20 protein-coding genes and 2 pseudogenes are annotated in these 18696 nt (G+C 48.6%); 11 read left to right on the top strand and 11 right to left on the bottom strand.

Going from position 1 to position 18696, the window contains the following annotated elements; translation table 11 throughout:
- The 4 genes and pseudogenes from VJY99_RS12165 to VJY99_RS12150 all read right to left on the bottom strand — a co-directional run.
- A partial coding sequence (locus tag VJY99_RS12165) for a Rho-binding antiterminator (RefSeq protein WP_324118766.1) occupies positions 1 to 98 on the bottom strand: 98 nt, incomplete at its 3' end.
- A 176-nt stretch (positions 99 to 274) separates the two neighbouring features.
- Positions 275 to 1309, bottom strand: a complete 1035-nt coding sequence (locus VJY99_RS12160; protein WP_324118764.1) for an aldo/keto reductase — start codon at positions 1307 to 1309, stop codon at positions 275 to 277.
- A gap of 441 nt (positions 1310 to 1750) precedes the next feature.
- Positions 1751 to 1911: pseudogene (locus VJY99_RS12155) on the bottom strand (helix-turn-helix domain-containing protein); the annotation flags it as partial.
- Positions 1912 to 2126: 215 nt separating this feature from the next.
- Complete coding sequence (locus VJY99_RS12150; RefSeq protein ID WP_324118762.1) at positions 2127 to 2429, bottom strand: hypothetical protein; 303 nt, start codon at positions 2427 to 2429, stop codon at positions 2127 to 2129.
- Positions 2430 to 2689: 260 nt separating this feature from the next.
- Between VJY99_RS12150 and VJY99_RS12145 the strand changes: the two genes are divergently transcribed.
- Both VJY99_RS12145 and nadS read left to right on the top strand, forming a co-directional pair.
- The gene (locus tag VJY99_RS12145) at positions 2690 to 3022 is read left to right on the top strand and encodes a type II toxin-antitoxin system RelE/ParE family toxin (RefSeq protein WP_324118761.1); all 333 of its coding nucleotides are present in this window, start codon (positions 2690 to 2692) and stop codon (positions 3020 to 3022) included.
- Position 3023: 1 nt separating this feature from the next.
- The gene (gene nadS / locus VJY99_RS12140) at positions 3024 to 3308 is read left to right on the top strand and encodes a NadS family protein (RefSeq protein WP_324118760.1); all 285 of its coding nucleotides are present in this window, start codon (positions 3024 to 3026) and stop codon (positions 3306 to 3308) included.
- Between the two features lie 145 nt (positions 3309 to 3453).
- Here nadS and VJY99_RS12135 read toward each other — a convergent pair whose 3' ends face one another.
- On the bottom strand, positions 3454 to 4098 hold the full coding sequence (locus tag VJY99_RS12135; protein WP_324118758.1) for a Qnr family pentapeptide repeat protein: 645 nt from the start codon (positions 4096 to 4098) through the stop codon (positions 3454 to 3456).
- A gap of 289 nt (positions 4099 to 4387) precedes the next feature.
- On the opposite strand from VJY99_RS12135, the gene VJY99_RS12130 reads away from it, so the two are divergent.
- The gene (locus tag VJY99_RS12130; protein ID WP_324118757.1) at positions 4388 to 4630 is read left to right on the top strand and encodes a type II toxin-antitoxin system RelB/DinJ family antitoxin; all 243 of its coding nucleotides are present in this window, start codon (positions 4388 to 4390) and stop codon (positions 4628 to 4630) included.
- Between the two features lie 449 nt (positions 4631 to 5079).
- On the top strand, positions 5080 to 5415 hold the full coding sequence (locus tag VJY99_RS12125; RefSeq protein ID WP_324118755.1) for a nuclear transport factor 2 family protein: 336 nt from the start codon (positions 5080 to 5082) through the stop codon (positions 5413 to 5415).
- Positions 5416 to 5574: 159 nt separating this feature from the next.
- On the opposite strand, the gene VJY99_RS12120 is transcribed toward VJY99_RS12125, so the two are convergent.
- Complete coding sequence (locus VJY99_RS12120) at positions 5575 to 5916, bottom strand: DHCW motif cupin fold protein (RefSeq protein ID WP_134187291.1); 342 nt, start codon at positions 5914 to 5916, stop codon at positions 5575 to 5577.
- A gap of 813 nt (positions 5917 to 6729) precedes the next feature.
- Here VJY99_RS12120 and VJY99_RS12115 point away from each other — a divergent pair.
- Positions 6730 to 8625, top strand: a complete 1896-nt coding sequence (locus VJY99_RS12115; RefSeq protein ID WP_324118751.1) for a methyl-accepting chemotaxis protein — start codon at positions 6730 to 6732, stop codon at positions 8623 to 8625.
- Positions 8626 to 9110: 485 nt separating this feature from the next.
- Here VJY99_RS12115 and VJY99_RS12110 read toward each other — a convergent pair whose 3' ends face one another.
- The 3 genes from VJY99_RS12110 to VJY99_RS12100 all read right to left on the bottom strand — a co-directional run bounded on the left by VJY99_RS12110 (position 9111) and on the right by VJY99_RS12100 (position 11896).
- Positions 9111 to 10076: a magnesium and cobalt transport protein CorA gene (locus tag VJY99_RS12110; RefSeq protein ID WP_324118749.1), complete on the bottom strand. Its 966-nt coding sequence runs from the start codon at positions 10074 to 10076 to the stop codon at positions 9111 to 9113.
- 608 nt (positions 10077 to 10684) lie between these two features.
- Positions 10685 to 10894, bottom strand: a complete 210-nt coding sequence (locus VJY99_RS12105; protein ID WP_324118747.1) for a YdgH/BhsA/McbA-like domain containing protein — start codon at positions 10892 to 10894, stop codon at positions 10685 to 10687.
- Between the two features lie 522 nt (positions 10895 to 11416).
- A complete protein-coding gene (locus VJY99_RS12100; RefSeq protein ID WP_324118746.1) occupies positions 11417 to 11896 on the bottom strand; it encodes a MarR family transcriptional regulator in 480 nt (159 codons plus the stop codon).
- A gap of 142 nt (positions 11897 to 12038) precedes the next feature.
- On the opposite strand from VJY99_RS12100, the gene VJY99_RS12095 reads away from it, so the two are divergent.
- On the top strand, positions 12039 to 12860 hold the full coding sequence (locus VJY99_RS12095) for an alpha/beta hydrolase (RefSeq protein WP_324118744.1): 822 nt from the start codon (positions 12039 to 12041) through the stop codon (positions 12858 to 12860).
- A gap of 74 nt (positions 12861 to 12934) precedes the next feature.
- On the top strand, positions 12935 to 13702 hold the full coding sequence (locus VJY99_RS12090) for an alpha/beta hydrolase (RefSeq protein ID WP_324118743.1): 768 nt from the start codon (positions 12935 to 12937) through the stop codon (positions 13700 to 13702).
- A 60-nt stretch (positions 13703 to 13762) separates the two neighbouring features.
- On the opposite strand, the gene VJY99_RS12085 is transcribed toward VJY99_RS12090, so the two are convergent.
- Positions 13763 to 13960, bottom strand: a complete 198-nt coding sequence (locus VJY99_RS12085; protein WP_324118741.1) for a hypothetical protein — start codon at positions 13958 to 13960, stop codon at positions 13763 to 13765.
- Between the two features lie 135 nt (positions 13961 to 14095).
- On the opposite strand from VJY99_RS12085, the gene VJY99_RS12080 reads away from it, so the two are divergent.
- From VJY99_RS12080 to VJY99_RS12065, 4 genes are read left to right on the top strand one after another with little or no spacing between them, the layout of a single operon-like run.
- Positions 14096 to 15097, top strand: coding sequence for an ABC transporter substrate-binding protein (locus tag VJY99_RS12080; protein ID WP_324118739.1), 1002 nt, complete (start codon positions 14096 to 14098; stop codon positions 15095 to 15097).
- Between the two features lie 17 nt (positions 15098 to 15114).
- Positions 15115 to 16131: a FecCD family ABC transporter permease gene (locus VJY99_RS12075; RefSeq protein WP_414641589.1), complete on the top strand. Its 1017-nt coding sequence runs from the start codon at positions 15115 to 15117 to the stop codon at positions 16129 to 16131.
- The gene (locus tag VJY99_RS12070; protein WP_324118735.1) at positions 16131 to 16892 is read left to right on the top strand and encodes an ABC transporter ATP-binding protein; all 762 of its coding nucleotides are present in this window, start codon (positions 16131 to 16133) and stop codon (positions 16890 to 16892) included. The genes VJY99_RS12075 and VJY99_RS12070 overlap by 1 nt, the downstream gene beginning before the upstream one ends.
- A gap of 15 nt (positions 16893 to 16907) precedes the next feature.
- Entirely contained in the window at positions 16908 to 18137 is a 1230-nt protein-coding gene (locus VJY99_RS12065) for an MFS transporter (protein WP_324118733.1), read from the top strand.
- A gap of 77 nt (positions 18138 to 18214) precedes the next feature.
- Here VJY99_RS12065 and VJY99_RS12060 read toward each other — a convergent pair.
- Positions 18215 to 18696 (bottom strand): annotated as a pseudogene (locus VJY99_RS12060) (glutathione-disulfide reductase); the annotation flags it as partial.

Genomic DNA, 18696 nt, shown 5'->3' with positions numbered 1-18696 from the left:
CCGTCGCTTATTTCGATATTAAGACGGTAGTGGGACATACAGGCTATTTCAAGGTAATCATGCAGGTCGCAGTTCAGTGGCTGGTATGTTGAGTGCATGGTGTTTCTTCCGAAAGATTTAAAATGGTGAAATTTATTCAACCTTCCCGGTTCTCCAGCGTGGAACTCAGGGGCTATTTGCCCTAACCCGCTCGCTGGCTCCTTCAGTCCTGAGCGGGAATGGGTTCTGGCTACAGCAAAGCCGATAGAGAGACAAATCACCCCGCTGCGTTATGTCAACGAAGGGCGCGGATTGCTGTATCAATTAGCTCATGCTTTCCACCGCCCAGAGACGGAGCAGAAGCGGCTACAATGTCATGCGGGAACCCAAGCGTAATTGCGCTGGCGGCATCCAGGCGAGAGAGTTGTTCACTCGTCAGCTGAACGTTTACCGATGCGAGATTATCCGCAAGTTGTTCCGCTGTACGCGGACCAATAATCGGTAGCGTTCCCTTAGCGAGCACCCATGCGATGGCGATTTGCCCTGGTGAATGTCCCGTTTCTTCAGCAATAGCCAGTACGGTATCCACAGTTGCGATTTTTATTTGATTGCTCTCATCATGTATCACCGCTCCCAGACCTTGTGCCCGTCCAGACTCACCTTTGCGATATTTTCCTGTAAGCAAACCGCCGCCTAAAGGAGACCAACTCACCACGCCCAGGTTAAAACCGGCAGCCATAGGCAGTAGCTCGCGTTCTGCCGAGCGTTCCACCAGACTGTATTCCAGTTGCACTGCGGATACAGAAGACCAGCCACGAAGTTCCGCTAAGGTGGCGGCAGTAGCCACACGCCACGCCGGGAAATCCGACAGTCCTGCGTAGAGAATTTTACCAGAACGTATAAGGTCATCGAGGGCTCTCACAATTTGATCAATAGGTGTAACCCCATCAGGCATATGCACCCACAGTATATCGATATGATCCGTTTTTAAGCGTTTTAGACTTGCTTCAAGGGAGTTAATCATTGATTTGCGGCTATTACCGGAGCGCTGGAGGCCTGCTTCAGGCGAGTCGCCGAGAGAAAATTTGGTGGCAAGCACGATATCATCGCGTTCAGTTGCGATGAAGTCGCTGAGCATTGTTTCTGATTGCCCGAATTGGTACTGGTCAGCTGTATCGATAAAATTGCCGCCGGCTTCGCGGTAGCGGGTGAAAATATTACGTGCTTCTTCCTTATCAGCACCATAACCCCAACCGTTGCCGAAATTACCCGTGCCGAGGGCGAGTGTTGAGAGTCTAAGACCTGTATTTCCAAAGATGCGGTAACGCATGGCTTCACCTCTTAAAGACAGTTTTCCGGAGAGTTAAAATGATTATCAGAATATGAGGGAGGCGCCGACAACTCAGGTAGCTGTAAGCTCATACTCAGAATTAGACTCAACATCCGTGATAACTGTAGCCATCAGCCGAAATCTTTCAAAAATACTGGATTGCATGCCTGTTTTTTAATTTCAATAGAGTGTAGTGCATAGAGTGCAACTAACCACGACCAGGTACCCCGCCAAATCGAACCATTCACTTTAGAGATCTTCCGACAAACTGATTTTGTCCGTGTGAGGTGAACTTCTGCCCCTGGCTTATAGCCGTCCATTGCTTCGCTTCGAAGTCCTCTGTGTGCCATGAGCTGTCATTTCAAAGCAGAATACGTAACTCAATTGTTGAGGGGATGGCTTAGTTACCCCGATGTGACCCTGTCTATGATTTGTTTCCTTATCAGCTTTTGCTGCACGGTATTGATTTGCACCTCCGTGCCTCTGTATCTTGCGGCTAATAGTCGAGGGGTTCTTGATAATTTATCAGCTATTTCCCTGATACTGCGTTTTGCTACCAGCCCTCTAGATATCTCCTCTCTTTCATCAAGCGAAAGACATATCCCCCCCCTCAGCGTCACAACTTGTTGTGACCTTTCGGCGGTTTCGATGCCGGGATGCAGTGAAATCCCCGCTAGTCGCTTTCGTGCATAGTCATTCAGGTAATCAAAACTTATCTGAGATGATTTTCGCGTTTTTCACCAGGGGTAAGGGCATCTTTTCCTGCAAACGCGCAGGATCGCCCTGAGCGTGTTTTCGCGGTGCGTGTAATGCGACGTTATGGTAAATGGCGACGTTTCTTTTTTCTGAAGTTTCCATTTTTTTGAGGTAACCAGTAATTGTCATTTAGGTCTCTTATTCCGAGCAATTTGCCATCAGCAGTGAATAGTTTTTGATATGCATCCTGACCTGGTACGATTTTTACACCATCAATATAGTTTTCCCACCGGCACAACTTAGCTCCGTAATCACTTATCGCTTCAAATCTTATGCGTTGACTTAAATGTGTTGGTAAATCGAATTGTGAGTCTATTTGCATGAAATAAACTTCGTAAGTTGCCTGATAAATCCCGGTCATCATCATTTCTTCCTTAAAAAAATGGCGCAGTTGTCCGCGCCAAAAATTGACATTAATTATAATAAAATCAAAATAATGACTACATTATCCGTATTTATCGTATAGGTTTCTTTTATCTCGAATCAACAAAAATCGTCCGGGAGATTAATTTTTTTATTCTTATAAATCAATGTATTGGATGTAAATTTTGAATGGTGGTGCAGGTTTGTGTACCATGTACACCAGTAGGGTGTACTATGTACCTTAAAAAGGAGGCAGTGCCAGTGAGTCATGCGATAGAGTTTATCGAGACCTCGATGTTTACCCGGCAGATAAAACAGATCGCCACGGACGATGAGCTTAAAGATCTCCAGAAAGAACTTATTGAGTATCCAGACAAAGGCGACCTGATACAGAAAACGGGCGGGCTGCGAAAAATCAGGATGGTAACAGGTTCGCAGGGGAAAAGCGGTAGTGCCAGAGTGATTTACTTTCTGGCGACCGAGGAGGTTATCTATCTGGTGATGGCCTACCCGAAAAGCACAAAAGACAGCCTGACCGATGGGGAGAAAGCAGAGCTGAAGAAACTGACGAAATTACTGAAAGGCGAGGTATAACATGAGTTTTTTTGATGATCTGAAAACGTCTCTGGAAGAAGCTGTCGACATTAAAAATGGTGCCAAAGCTTCGGCCAGTGTTACCCGCTATGAGATAGCTGATGTGAAGGCGATTAGAGAACAGCTCAATGTTTCACAGGGTGAGATGGCAAAAGCACTGGGAACCAGCGTTGATACTATCAAGAGCTGGGAAACGAAAAGGCGTAATCCGACCGGGCTGGCGGCAAAGGTGCTGGCGGCTATCCAGTCCAACCCAGCTTTCTTTCGTGAGCTTGCTTCACATTAGATAATGCTCGAGATATTCCTGTGAAAAAGCCCGCTATATGCGGGCTTTTTCATGTGGTGCGTACAGTGTGGCGTTATGGTAAATGCAACAGAGCGACTGCTGATAGCCTTCCGCTTGTCAGTCAGCACCTTTAACCATCACAAACCTAACCAATAATTGTGATTCCCAGTCGCTCCATTATTTGGATTACCTGATAATTGTCCAGTTTAACCCCTTGTAAATCTGTGCCCCGAACGTCCAGTTCACCCAGTTCTGAATTGGTCAGATCGCAATGGGTAAAGTTGGCTGTGCGCCAGTCGAGAGAAGAAAACTCGCCTCCAGAGAGATCGGAGCCGCTGAAGGTTGCGCCAAGTACCTGAGTGCCATTCCAGCGGTTTTCCCACAACTCGCACTTTTCAAGCACCACCTTCGAAAAGTTGGCGTAGCTCAGGTTGGTTTTGGTTATGTATGCACTGCAAAACCAGGTGCGTGTTGTTATCATGTTCATAAAGCTGGCACCGCGAAAGTCTGCTCCCTGCGCCCGGCAGTCGCGGATTTCAATACCCAGTGCGCTTACATTTCTGAAATCCGCCATCGATAAATCACAGCTTTTGAAGGCTGCATCTTTCAATATTGCCCGGTTAAAATTCCCGCCCTGCTGGCTTTCCCGATCATAAAACTGGCAGCCGATAAACTCAGTACCGGTCAGGTCAGTGCCTGAAAAGTCACAGTTATAAAAAGTGCTATTTTCAATTTTCGCGCCGGTAAATCGATTACGGCCAATCTTTTCACCATTCAAAGCCAGAGTCATTACCATTAACCTGTTCATCTATACAGTTATGGGTTCATTGTAACCCGAACCCATGGAGCTGAAAATTGGCCTGAGCACGTTTTGTTCATTGCGAGAAACTGAATGTTAAGCGTGAGACAAAACCGTAACGGCGGGATTTTTCACAGGTACATACAGTGACGCGTTACGGTAAATAACGGCGGCGAAGAGTGGTAACAAACAAGCCTTATTGGCGGGGGTTTTATTGCCTTTAACCCTGTTGTTGCTTATATTGTGTATACACAATCGTAAATACAACGAGGCCGCATATATGGCAACTTTGAACATCCGCATCGATGACGATTTAAAAGCGCGTTCTGGTGCAGCGCTTGAGGCGTTAGGCATTACAACGTCCGAAGCCGTGCGCCTTGTCCTGGAGTACGTTGCGCAGAATAACCGCTTACCGGTGCAGGTCGCATTATTGGCAGACGAAGACGCAGACATCATCGAACTGGCGCGCGCTCGCCTGGCTAACCCGGGCAAACGGATACGCGTGAAACTTGATGACCTATGAAATTGAATTCTACGAAGACGCTTTCGACGAATGGCACAGACTGGATACCAACCTACGTGAGCAGTTTAAAAAGAAGTTAGCGAAATTAGTCGAAGACCCGCACCGCCCGCGAACGACTGTTCACCACAGACAAATAGCCCGCTATCGCGGGATATTTGTGTGCAATAAAACGTTATGGCAAACATTGCGTAATTGCATCTGACTTGACTACCCGTTCGCATTTTACTTGACCACCGTTCGCAAGTTACCTGAGCATATCCAGCAAAATTATCATTGTTCCCCCGAGGAACCTGGGCACAAGAGCGAATGTGGCTGAACAGCCGTTCTGTGCCAGGAGCGGATGTGCTTTATGGTCGGATAAAATTTAGTTATTAGACGAATCTCTCTTCCTTTTAATGAATTACAATGCTATTAATTTGCATAATTAATCAAAATAGAGAGAGGTTAGCATGTCGGCAGAGTCGCCTGTTAAGGCACAGTTTGAAGCATATAATGCTCATGATATTGAAGCGTTCATGTCTTGTTTTTCAGAGGAGTTTAAAGGTTACCGGATGCCCACCGAAAGCCCTTCAACCATAGGAAAAGAATCATTACGTGAGTTTTATGTTAACAATCGGTTTAATAATCCAGAACTTAGAGCAGAACTTATTTCCAGAACTGTGCTGGGTACTAAAGTTTTCGATCACGAATTGATATATGGCTTGTCTCCCGCTCCTTTGGAAAGCATGGCTGTCTTTGAAGTTAAAAATAATCTTATTTCAACAGCATGGTTCTTTTTCTCATAGGCACACTTTTTATTGAGAGTCTCTACGGATTAGATTGAACGGTCCTATCACCTCAGGAGTTAGCGCACTATTAAAGGTCCACTCCTCGCTCAGTGCAGACCTGTTGTCTCTTCAATCTGCTGCGTGAAGCGGGCTGACACAATGGCTCCAACATACGAATCAGTCCACAATAAAGAGTTTTGCGCCTGTCGTAGTTCTGGACTGATGTGGCTCCGCGTTATCACCAACCTGATAACTCATCCCCGCAGTTAAAATGAATTTACGACCATCTTCGAGCATTGTTTCTAGTTCTCCCTCCATGCAGAAAAGAACATGCCCTTTTTGGCACCAATGGTCTGCAAGATAGCCTGGGGTATATTCAACCATTCGCACACGGATTTGATTCGGTTTCTGACCAAAGTGTTGCGTGCGCCAGTAAGCCATACCTGTTTCCCCTGGGTGCTCTGTTCTTTCGACTTCACTCCAGTTGGTCGTGCCAAAAGCAAATGCCTCAAGATTCATTTTGTCGCCCTTCGTTATTAAGTAAGATCTCTCATGCTCAGACTAGAGCGATTTAACGATATGAAAAACTAATTTTTAAATCAAAACCTTAAATGTCAAATGTGGTAAGAAAGTTGAAAGTGATGCAGATTATTTATCTATTCAGGGATCTGCACAAGTAAACGGCAGCGGTTACAGATAATGTCTGCTTCACGCCCGTGAATTTGGATTGCTCTGTCCCGGTTTTTTGTTGGAAACGACCAAGTACTTTGCTAACTGGTAGTCAAGTGATATGCAAATGGGGATCAAGTGAATGTGAATACCCATTTTGCCCTCAGCACCACATGTTTGAATTTTCTTTTTACATCCAGATTCCAGATTCCAGTTGCCGGTTCGACCGGTGCCGTTATCCAATTCCAGAGTTGTCGTACATTGGATCCCATCGGTATTAATTGAGAAGATTTATCCATTCAGATTGAGAACACAAATACTGCTTATCTCTGAAGGAGTACTGTTTAGTACTGCCATTTCACGTGCTGTTTTAGTTTGTTATAGAGAGCTGTGTGACGTTGGAAATATCATGATATTTGAACCGGTTATTTAACGCTTAATAAGCCCGAAACCTGTGCTGTGGCAGCAATAAAATAAGAGGTCAATTTCTGCTTTAAGGCTGATTTATCTCGTGTAGTTGCGTCTTTGTCAGGGAATCGCTGCGGTCGCCTATATGATCTGAGCACCAGATATTTCTATCTATTTCCTCATAAAGAAACCTCAGAAAATGCCGTTATTAGTTAAACAGCGATCTCGCTGCTTTGCATGTGGGTTACCCTAAAAATGTTAAAAACAACGCAATCCCGCTTTATCGCATTGATCAGCTTGTTTTTTATTGTGCTCGTCATCGTCACGCTTATAGTGATTCAGGTCTTTGTTGCCCCTCAGCTGAAACAAACAGAAAGCACTCTGGTTGCGAATCAGGTTGAAGATATCGCCGTCGTTATCAATGACCGGCTGAACAAAGTTGAATCTCAGGTGCGTACCATCACTCAAACCGTCGCTCAAATGGACAGCGACAGCATTGACCGATTGCTGCCCGCGCTGGTTGATCAATATGGTGATTCCGCCGTATTTGGAGGCGGGATCTGGCCTTTACCGAATCAGCGTGACCCGGAAAAAATCAAATTCAGCACCTTTTTTGCTCGTAATAATAACAATCAACTGTCGGAAAACACCTTCTGGAACAGTGCCGAATCGCCGAATTACTTCGAGCAGTCCTGGTATGTTGCGGCTTCAAAAGGTGTAAAGGGCCAATGTGTCTGGGCACCTGCCTACTTTGATGACGCCAGTACCCAGCCGCGTACCAACTGCGCAATGCCGATTTATAAAGGCGATAAACTCTGGGGCGTGGCGACTATTGACGTCACGCTGGGGTTCTTTAACCAGTTGGTCACGGAAATGGAGAATAAAGTTCACGGCACCATTTATATCGTTGAGAAAGACGGCACTATCGTAGGCACCAGTCATTCCGGTGATGAAAAACTGCCGAAGCTGGCCTCTCTGGGTGAAACCTCACCGCTTGCGATACAAATCCGTAAAAGCCTCGATCAAATTAACGGGCAGGCGAATCTGGTTGCTGACTACGATAACGACGGTACCTCACACACCCTGTTCATGAGTAAGATTGAGGGGCCGTGGTACATCGCGACGAACATGCCAACCAGTCAGTTGCTGACGCGTACGCACAGTATCCTGCAAAGTCTTGGGCTGGTGCAGATCCCGATGGTGATTTTACTGCTGGTGGTTCTGATTCTGGCTATCAAAATCTTTATGCGTCAGCTGGATGCCTTGTATAAAAATATCAGCCAGCTTTCCGCCGGTGGCGCGGATCTGACCCGTCGCTTACCGGATAGCCGTAGTCCGGAATTCAACCGTGTGAACCAAAGCTTCAACCAGTTCCTGTCATTCCTGCAATCGATCCTCCGTCAGGTCGGTGACAGCAGTCTGGCTATCACCTCGGCATCGCGTGAAATCGCCAGTGGCAACATGGATCTCTCCGGGCGTACCGAAGAGCAGGCGAGTTCGATTGTTGAAACGGCGGCCTCCATGGAGCAGTTGACCAGCACGGTGAAACAGAATGCAGCCAACGCCGAAGGTGCTAATCAGCTGGCGCGTGATGCGTCTGCGGTTGCGCAGAAAGGGTCGGAAGTGGTGAAACAGGTGGTCGATACCATGGGCTCTATCACCCGCTCATCGCACAAAATTGTCGATATCATCAGCGTGATCGATGGTATCGCCTTCCAGACCAACATTCTGGCGCTGAATGCTGCCGTCGAAGCGGCGCGTGCCGGTGAACAGGGCCGCGGTTTTGCTGTCGTGGCATCTGAAGTGCGCAGCCTGGCACAACGTTCAGCAACGTCCGCCCGCGAAATTAAAAAGCTGATCGAAGATTCCGTGGCAGATATCTCCACGGGCAGCCAGCTGGTGGCAATCGCCGGAACGACGATGGATGAAGTCATGGGCGGCGTGAATAACGTGGCGACGCTGATGAACGAAATCATGTCTTCCAGTCAGGAACAAAGCCTCGGTATCGAGCAGGTGAACGTCGCGATCACCCAATTGGATAACGCCACTCAGCAGAATGCGGCGCTGGTAGAACAGGTATCTACGGCCGCTCAGGCTATGCAGGATCAGACGGTTCAACTGGAAACCGTTGTAGCTGGTTTTAAACTCTGATTGTATTTCTTCACTGTAAATCGAACGGTAGGTGAGAATTCACTTACCGTTTTTTTATGGCCGGTCGCAGTATAAGTATCCCGCCAAACCATTCACTTTTAGAGATCTTCCGACAGACTGATTATGTCCGTGTGAGGATAACTTCCGTTATTTGCTCAAAGTCGCCTGATGTCCTTTGGGCTGTTTAGTGCCAGAAACGGACATTACTGCCTGCTTGAAGCATCGTACTCCCAGTGAGATTCATTGCTGTAAATCGTACCATCATCATCCATTACTTGGGCGTTAAGGTGCTTTGCAATTGCCAGCATTTTTCTCTACAGGTTTGTGTCTGGCCACGTGGTGTAAATATTACCGGAAATTTTTAGTATCTATATTTAGTTCGTCATCGCTACTAACGTAAGAAAGCTGCTCATAATGACTAATTTTGGCATCATTAGGCCTCCATTATGAGGCAAAAACTGTCTACGAAACCCGAGTCTATTCACCTATAGCCAACCTGAACGTCTGAGTCTTGCCCAGAGCGCGACACACGCTATCCCGGTTAAACCTGCAACAGCCGGATATCCATAACGGGTATGAAGTTCTGGCATGTGATCGAAGTTCATTCCGTACATGCTGAATATAACAGTCGGCACAACCAGAATGGCGCCCCATCCTGCTAATTTCTTTACGACTTCATTTTGCTGGACTGTAACTAATGCAAGATTTACATGCATGGCACTTGTCAGCATTTCCCTCATATCTTCAGCATCGTTCACCACATGACGCGCATGATCCTGCACATCGCGGATATATACGCGTAGTGGTTTAGGGATAATATCTTCGTGCAGGCGGATAAGCTGCGTGCAGATTTCTTCAACAGGAGCGGCTGCATTTTGCAGTGAAAGCAGATGTCGGCGCATCGTGTAAACGTTCTGGACGGCTTCGCGGTCAAACTCACTACGGAACATGGCTTCTTCCAAATCACTGATTTTTACACTCAGCGATATCGTCATCTCAGCATAATGATCAACGATGAAATCAAGGAGACAATAAAGAGGAAAACCCGGTCCATATGCCAGCATCCCGGGTCTTTGTGAGGCACGCTCTCTCACGGGGCTATAACTATCTGAGGCACCATGCCGGACAGTTATCAGAAAGTTTTTACCTATGAAAAGATGAGTTTCACCAAATGCAACAATATCACCTTCCTGATGCGCTGTTTTGACCACGATAAATAAAGAATCGCCATACTGCTCAATTTTGGGACGCTGATGCGCATTAAGTGCATCCTCTACCGCCAGTTCATGCAGACAAAATTCTTCCTGCACTTTATACATAAATTCTGGTTCAGGCTGCCACAACCCAAGCCAGATGAAAGCGTCTGGCTCTTTTATTACTTCACTAATGTCATCAACATTCACGACCTCACCAGCGCGTCCCGGACGATAAACCATGCTGTTAACTATCATAAAAATCATGTCCTTATTAAACAGATGATTGTGTAACTTTTTACAGCCCCGATAAAATCATTACGTATTCTGAATTAAAGTTTTACTCGCCAGTCTCCGGTCTTTTTCACTCAAGAGCAATTATCCAGATGCTCGCCACCTGTCACTCCATGTGTAAGTACCCCACCAATCCTAACCATTCACTTTTAGAGATCTTCCGACAAACTGATTATGTCAGTGTGAGGCTAACTTCTGCTATTCGCTCAGAGCTGCCCGTCAATTTGGGTTGCTCTGTCCCGCTTTTCTGTTGGGAACGACCAAGTAATTTGCGAACAGGTAGTCAAGTAAAATGCAATGGGTGTTCAAGTGAATGCGAATACCCAAAACATGTCTGTATCGCTGGAACAGCTGTGAAATCGGTATTTTTTTGACGATTTATCGCCTTACTTAGATAGGCCACCGCAAACCCATGTACCATCTGGAGTCTGTTTTGCTCCGTCATATTCGCCGCCACACACCCAGGTGCCATTGGGATTCTGTTTTGCTCCGTCATACCCATAGTAATTTCTTTTTTCAGTCATTGGGTTGAGTGTGAGGGGCGAAACCGGCCGCCTTACGGCGACCATTCGTTATTTGGTCAGCTCGGCAGTCATGTGGACGCGTTTGTCGAACTGCGCACTGGTGATTTTATAGGATGCGCCCTGTTCCGCAGCCTGCGCAGCAATGGCGGCTTCTGCACGGTCAAGGGTGGTAGCCGTGGTGCTGATGCTCTGAGCGAATGCACCGAAAGACATTACGGAAAGAGCAGTAACTACAACAAAAGTTTTGATGGTTTTCATGGTCGTATTTCTTAAGTCATTTGTCTGTTGTAGGGCGTTTTGCCCTGATGTGATAAATGATAGGACGACCACTTAATGATTAAAATCGAAACATTTTGCCGATACTATTCAAAAAAACTGAATGTATTTTTTTGTGGCTATGGATATGCGTGATGAGGGTGAAGATCAGGTACTTTCTTTCCGTAGATGCTGTGGTGGAGCTGGTTCGTACAGTGAGACGTTATGGGGTCAGTTCAATCAGGGGGCTTTTTATTGGCTGGACAGAATACGCGGTATGTCTCAGGGCGTGAGGCGGACATTTCATACCTCTACTTTCGTGGCCTAACTCGGTAGGCCACTACATCTCAGATGTTGCGCGATAAGGAACGATCAAGAAAGTCCTACAGGCATGCGTTTTCTGATTATGAAAGCAAAAGTGTTTATCACGGACAACGGGCGGAGAATAGTAATGCCCCCTGGATTTTCCTACTTTAATGCACTGATTGTAAAAAGTTTACTCATGTCGCAACCGGAATATAGAAATCAGGAAATATCGTTAATGTCCGGTTTTTCGACGCTGTGAATCTTGTCACGGATCCTGTCGACTGATGCTTTGATGTCAGCAATCATTTCGGAGTCCATCCCAAGGGTATCCACGACACAGCGCATAATATTGCTGGCCTGGTTTTTCAACTCCGCCCCCTTCTCTGTAAGGTGGATAAGCACCTCGCGCTCATCCTTCGGATTGCGTGTCCGGGTGAGCAACCCCGCTGTTTCCAGCCGTTTAAGTAAAGGTGTCAGAGTGCTGGACTCAAGAAAGAGTGTTCCACTCAGTTCCTTCACTGTGCGCCCGTCGTGATTCCACAAGGTGACCATAACCAGATACTGGGGATAGGTCAGGCCAAGCTTATCGAGCATTGGACGGTAGAGCTGCGTAAAAGCATGCCCCGCGGAATATAAAGAAAAACAGAGCATTCCGTGCACATCCGGCTCGGAACTTTGGGGATTCGTGTGTTTAGTCATGTGGCCTCCTTTTTCCATAAAATAATTTGTATGCGATTTAATTGCAAGCGATTGACAGCATCAAAAAGCAGTGCCATATTCATTCACATGCAAACAAGTCGCACACAAACAAATCGCACACAACATATTATAGGAGAACGATATGACAACTTTCACCACTTCAGACGGGACGGGCATTTTCTACAAGGACTGGGGTTCGGGTCAGACAATCCTGTTTGCTCACGGTTGGCCATTATCGTCAGACGCCTGGGATCAGCAGATGCTGTTCTTTAGCCAGAATGGCTTCCGGGTAATCGCTCACGACCGCCGCAGTCACGGTCGTTCGGACCAGACATTCCACGGTAACAATATGGATCAGTATGCTGACGATCTTGCCGAGCTGATTGAAGCGTTGGATCTGAATGACCTGATTTTAGTTGGTCACTCAACAGGGGGCGGTGAAGTCGCACATTATATCGGCCGCCATGGTACCTCGCGGGTCGCCAAAGTGGTTCTGGTTGGCGCGGTCCCTCCCCTGATGCTCAAGACGGAAGCCAACCCCGACGGTACTCCGATGGAGGTGTTTAATGCCATCCGCGAAGGCACAGCCAGAAACCGCTCACAGTTTTTCTTCGACCTGACTATTCCGTTCTATGGCTTCAATCGTAACGATGTCGCAATCAATGATGGACTGCGGGAAAACTTCCGCAGGATAGGCCTGCAAGGCGGGATTAAAGGACAATATGACTGCATCCATGAGTTCTCCGAAGTCGACTACACGCGTGACCTTCAGCTGATTGATCGTCCAACCCTGATTATCCATGGTGACGACGACCAGATCGTGCCAATCAAGGCATCGGCCCACCGTGCAGCGGAGATCATTGCGAACGCGACTCTGACGATATATGCCGGCGGGTCACATGGTTTGGCGGAGACAGAGGCAGATCGCTTCAACGCCGACGTACTGGCCTTTATTCGCGGCTAAAGAGGTGGCGTGCTCCATCCAGGCCACAGCTAGAACACTCATACCTTTTAAACTGTATTGAAAGAGGAACTATCATGTCAAAATTTGCTGCCTCCCTTGCCGTTGCCACCGCTCTGATTTCTGCAAGCGCTGTTGCCCAATCCCCTAAGCCTACTATTGTCCTGGTTCATGGTGCCTTTGCCGATTCTTCAAGCTGGAATGGTGTTACCCGGATCCTGCAAAAGGACGGGTATAGCGTCGTCGCTGCGGCTAATCCTCTGCGCAGTGTTTCGGCTGATGCGGCCTATGTCTCTTCTGTGGTTAACAACATCAAGGGGCCAGTCGTGCTCGTCGGGCATTCCTATGGTGGCCAGGTTATCACGAACGCAGCCCGGGAAACGAACAATGTGAAATCACTGGTTTATGTAGCCGCATTTGCTCCGGACGCAGGTGAAGCGGCGGCCGATCTGGCGGGTAAATTCCCCGGTGGCACGCTTGGCCAGGCCCTTGCCGCACCTGTAAAGCTGGCTGATGGTAGTATCGATTTGTCCATTGATCAGGCGAAGTTCCACGAACAATTCGCGCACGACGTTTCTGCCGAAGATGCCGCACTGATGGCCGCAGGTCAGAGACCGATTACCGAGGCCGCTCTGACCGAAAAGTCGGGTGAACCGGCCTGGAAAACACGGCCTTCCTACTTCATTTACGGTGATGGAGATAAGAATATCCCCGCACAGGGTTTGGGTTTCATGGCTGAACGAGCGGGATCAAAACACACCGTCGTCATTAAGGGTGCATCCCATGTCGTGATGGTTTCTCATCCTCAGGCTGTAGCCACACTCATCGAGGAAGCTGCGCAGTAACATCTTAGTATTATAATTTGCAGCCATCCCTCGCATGGGGGATGGCCTGAAAAAAATGAGTTATCCAGCGTCTTCAGGAATATTTTGAAATGAGCGCACCAGGTAATATTTATCTGCATCATGCAGTGAGTTGCCATATTTCAACACCCTAATATCACACTGCTGATGAAGCGGTATGCTTTGAGTTTCCATTAGGGTATGGAACGCAGCTCCCGTGCCGGGCTTCAATGTGTACTGAAGTACTTCGATTGTTGACATGCGCCTTTCAGCCTCGTTTTGTGGGTTCTACATGCTTTCCACAGGTAAACCGTAGATTTTGTTCGCTTAATAAATGATTTTCATTATCATTGCGTTTTCGCATTCGAAATTCATTCAGTTAAAGAGTAGTGTTAAATGAAAAAGGTCATCTGCGCGTTAGGAATGGTGCTCGCCTCGGTCAGTTCTGCTTGGGCAACGACGTATCCTCTGACGATTGAGAATTGTGGATATAAAGAGACGTTTACCAAAGCCCCCGAGCGCGTCGTCGCACTGGGACAAAATACCGCCGAAATTCTGCTGCTATTAGGGTTACAGGATAAGATGGTCGCCAGTGCGTTTTGGCCGACTAAAATTCTGCCGCAACTTGCTGAACAGAATGAAAAAATCAAAACGCTGACAGTAGAAATACCCACGCTCGAATCTATCCTTGCCCAAAACCCTGATTTTGTTCCCGCACAACTGCCTCTGCTGCTCGGCCCAGAAAGTAAAGTCGCCAAGCGCGAAGATCTCGCCACCGTTGGCGTAAATAGCTATATGTCACCTGGTATGTGCGCAACCAAAAAAGATATTGGCGATATGTACGGTAGCCGCCAAAAACTGTGGGACATGACATTCCTTTATAAAGAGATTGAAGACTTCGCGAAAATCTTCAACGTCGAAGACCGCGGCCAGGCGTTAATTGCCGATTTTAAAAAACGCGAAGCAGATCTTCGCCAGACGTTCGGAAAAAACAAAAAAGACCTTTCGTTTGTGTTCTGGTTCTCAAGCTCTTCGCCTTCTTCTGACGCCTATGTTGGCGGCAAGAACAGTGCTTCTGGTTTTATCGCGAATGTGTTGGGCGGCCATAACGCCATCACCTCAGAAACAGAGTGGCCTACCGTCGGTTGGGAAAGCATCATTGCCGCGAATCCCGATGTGATTGTTGTTTCAAGCCTTGACCGAAATCGTTGGGCACTTGATAACGCAGAAGAAAAGATTAAATTCCTCAAAGCCGATCCTGCTGTTAGTCAATTAGATGCGGTGAAAAAAGGTCACATAGTCGTGATGGACGGCCAGGCGATGAACCCCACTATTCGCACAATCTATGGTGCTGAACAAGTTGGCGAACAGCTCAAAAGTCTGGGACTCAATAAATGACCGCAGTGGCACAGCCGATGAAACAGACGTTTCTGCTAGGAGCGTCGAGTATTTTTTCAGTGGTGTTGTTATTCCTGGTGATCGCAATTGGCGTCAGCGTGGGTGAGCTTTCTATCCCGCTGCGAACCGTGTTCTACGCCATTAGCAATAAACTCGGACTGACAGAGGTGCCTCTTAGCCGCATTTACGAAAGTGTGATTTGGGATTTTCGCCTGAGCCGTGCGCTTGTCGCGGCCTGCTGCGGTGCCGGGTTGGCTATCTGCGGTGCGGTACTGCAAAGTTTGCTGAAGAATGCGCTGGCAGAACCTTATGTGCTCGGCGTTTCTGCGGGCGCTTCAACTGGCGCGGTTTCCGTGGTCGTATTGGGCATCGGAACCGGTGCGGTGTCGCTATCCGCCGGAGCATTTGCGGGGGCATTTGCCGCCTTTGTTTTTGTCGCTTTTTTGACCAATGGCGCGCGCGGCGGCAATGAACGCACCATTTTGGCGGGTGTTGCTGCATCACAGCTCTTCAACGCTATTACCGCTTATACCATCAGCACATCCGCGAGCGCCCAGCAGGCGCGCGACGTAATGTTCTGGTTATTGGGCAGTTTCAGCGGCGTGAGATGGCCTGAGTTTCAACTTGTTCTGGTCGTCGTGTTGGTAGGGCTTGCAGTGTGCCTTTACTATTCTCGTGCGTTGGATGCTTTTACTTTTGGTGATGATGCGGCCGCCTCTTTGGGCATCGCAGTTCCCTGGGTTCGCTTAATCCTGTTCACCATCACGGCGTTGATCACAGCCACTATCGTCAGCATGGCCGGTTCCATCGGCTTTGTGGGGTTGGTCGTTCCGCATGTCATGCGCTTCTTCTTTGGGCCGATGCATCGCAAGTTGCTTATCACCAGCGCATTGGCGGGCGCCATTTTGATGGTGCTGGCCGATATAGCCTCGCGCTTATTAATCGCCCCGCAAAGTCTTCCGGTCGGCGTGGTCACCGCACTGGTTGGCGTACCGTTCTTTGCCGTTATTATCTACCGCTCAAGGAATAAGTGATGAGTATCGCCGCTGAAAATATTACCTGGAGGGTGGGTCAAAAAACCATCGTCAACAACGTCTCGTTGAGCGTTGCGAACGGAGAAACAGTCGGTCTACTGGGTCCTAACGGCTGCGGTAAATCATCACTGCTGCGTATCCTCGCGGGATTACGACGCCCCAACTCAGGTGCTGTCACGCTGGATGGGCAAAACATCGCCCGGATTGCCAAAAAGCAGTTGGCGCGGCGGGTCGCATTTGTGGAGCAGCACGGGATGACCGAGGCAAATATGCGCGTTGTCGACGTGGTCAAACTGGGGCGTATTCCCCATCACTCTCCGTTTTCTAACTGGAGCACGCAAGATGACGATACTGTCACCGCCGCGCTCCAGCGCGTGGATATGCTTAGCAAAAGCGAACAGGGGTGGCAGAGTTTATCGGGCGGTGAGCGCCAGCGTGTTCACATTGCACGAGCTCTCGCACAATCGCCGACGGAGATCCTCCTTGATGAGCCGACCAACCATCTGGATATTCATCATCAGATACAGTTGATGAAACTCGTCAGCGAACTGCCAGTGACCAGCATTGTGGCTATTCATGACCTCAACCACGCCTCCATGTTCTGCGACGCGTTGATTGTGATGCAAGAGGGGCAGATCGTCGCCGCGGGTAGCCCGCACGAGATCCTCACAGAGTCGCTGCTTTGGGATGTGTTCAGGGTAGAGACAAAGATTGAAATTTCGCCCTTCCACGGAAAAAAACATATCCACTACATCGCTTAAGACCAGGTCATGAGTATGCCTTTGCCAAATCTGCGGTCAGTCACTCAGCCCTGGCCGCCTGTGTTACTGGGCAGCCAGTTTGTTTTTAATATTGGTTTTTACGCGGTGGTGCCGTTTCTGGCCATGTTTTTACGCGACGATATGATGCTGTCCGGCGGACTCATCGGGCTGATATTAGGTTTGCGAACGTTTTCGCAGCAAGGCATGTTTATTGTTGGCGGCGCGTTGTCTGATCGCTACGGCGCACGTATCGTTATCCTCAGCGGCTGTATTGTCCGTGTGGCGGGCTATCTGCTACTGGCATTTGGGCAGTCACTCTATCCGATTATCATTGGCGCCTGTCTTACGGGCATCGGTGGTGCGCTGTTTTCTCCATCAATCGAAGCTTTACTGGCAAAGGCTGGAACGCAAAGCGAATTAACGGGGAAGCGTAGCCGGGCCGAATGGTTTGCGTTGTTTGCGGTTTGTGGAGAGCTGGGGGCCGTACTTGGGCCAGTGGCGGGAGCATTGCTGACAGGGTTAGGTTTTCGTCAGGTTGCGCTGGCGGGGGCGGGTGTCTTCGTCGTCGCACTGGTGGTGTTGTTTTTCTGCCTCCCTCCTACGCATGACAGGAAACAGACACTACACATCCTGCCGTGGTGGACGACATTCCATAATCCACGGTTTGTCGCTTTTATTATTGCCTATAGCTCCTGGCTGTTAAGCTATAACCAGTTATATTTTGCGCTGCCGGTGGAAATCCAACGTGCCGGTGGTAGCGAGAAAGATCTTGGCCCGTTGTTTATGCTGGCATCGCTGCTGGTGATTACCCTACAACTACCGCTGGCACGTTTGGCTCGCCGCATCGGTGCTGTGCGCATCCTGCCCGTGGGTTTTCTGCTTATTTCTGTCTCATTTCTTAGCGTCGCGCTGTTTGCCGCCACCCCTGCGCCAGAAAACGCACTACGGCTTTTGCCTTCGGTGTGTTTTGTGACGTTACTGACCCTGGGGCAAATGCTGCTGGTGCCTTCAGTGAAAGATTTGATTCCGTGGTTTGCTAACGAATCGACGCTGGGCGCACACTATGGCGCGCTTGCCTCCGCTGGGGGATGTGCGGTACTGGCGGGAAATTTCCTTCTGGGCAACCAACTTGACGACGCGTTGACTCCTTCCTATAAGGCCATTTTCCCGTGGCTACAATTGGCATTTTTTCCGTTCTGTAGCGCGATAGCAATGGTTGTGATTTGTCGGCCGATGCGAAAATAGACATAAAAAAACTGGCTTGTGACGGCCAGTTTTCCAGAATGACAAAGGTGTAGGGATGGTTTTTCTACACTAACGACTTATCTCATCGTAACGAATTCTTCTGAGCCAGTCGGGTGAATGGCCACGGTGTTATCGAAATCTTTCTTAGTCGCGCCCATTTTCAATGCCACCGCAAAACCTTGCAGCATTTCATCCATACCGTAACCGATACCGTGAATGCCGACAATTTTCTCGTCTGGGCCTGCACAAACCAGTTTCATACGGCATGGTTGGCGGTGTGAAGTCACAGCGGTATACATCGCGGTGAAGGAAGATTTATACACTTTCACGTTGTCATCGCCGTACTGCTCACGCGCCTGTGGCTCGGTTAAACCCACAGTGCCGATTGGCGGATGGCTGAACACCACGGTTGGGACGTTGCTGAAATCTAAATGCTCGTCTGGCTTGTTGTTAAACAGACGCTCAGACAGGCGACGACCCGCCGCCACAGCAACGGGTGTGAGTTCCACCGCACCGGTGTTATCACCCACGGCGTAAATACCCGACACGCTGGTGTTCT

Origin of the sequence: Buttiauxella sp., from assembly GCF_035271705.1 — a bacterium.
Taxonomy (GTDB): Bacteria; Pseudomonadota; Gammaproteobacteria; order Enterobacterales; family Enterobacteriaceae; genus Buttiauxella.
Note: the sequence above shows the minus strand (reverse complement) of the source record. Positions and strands in the feature narration are given on the sequence as shown.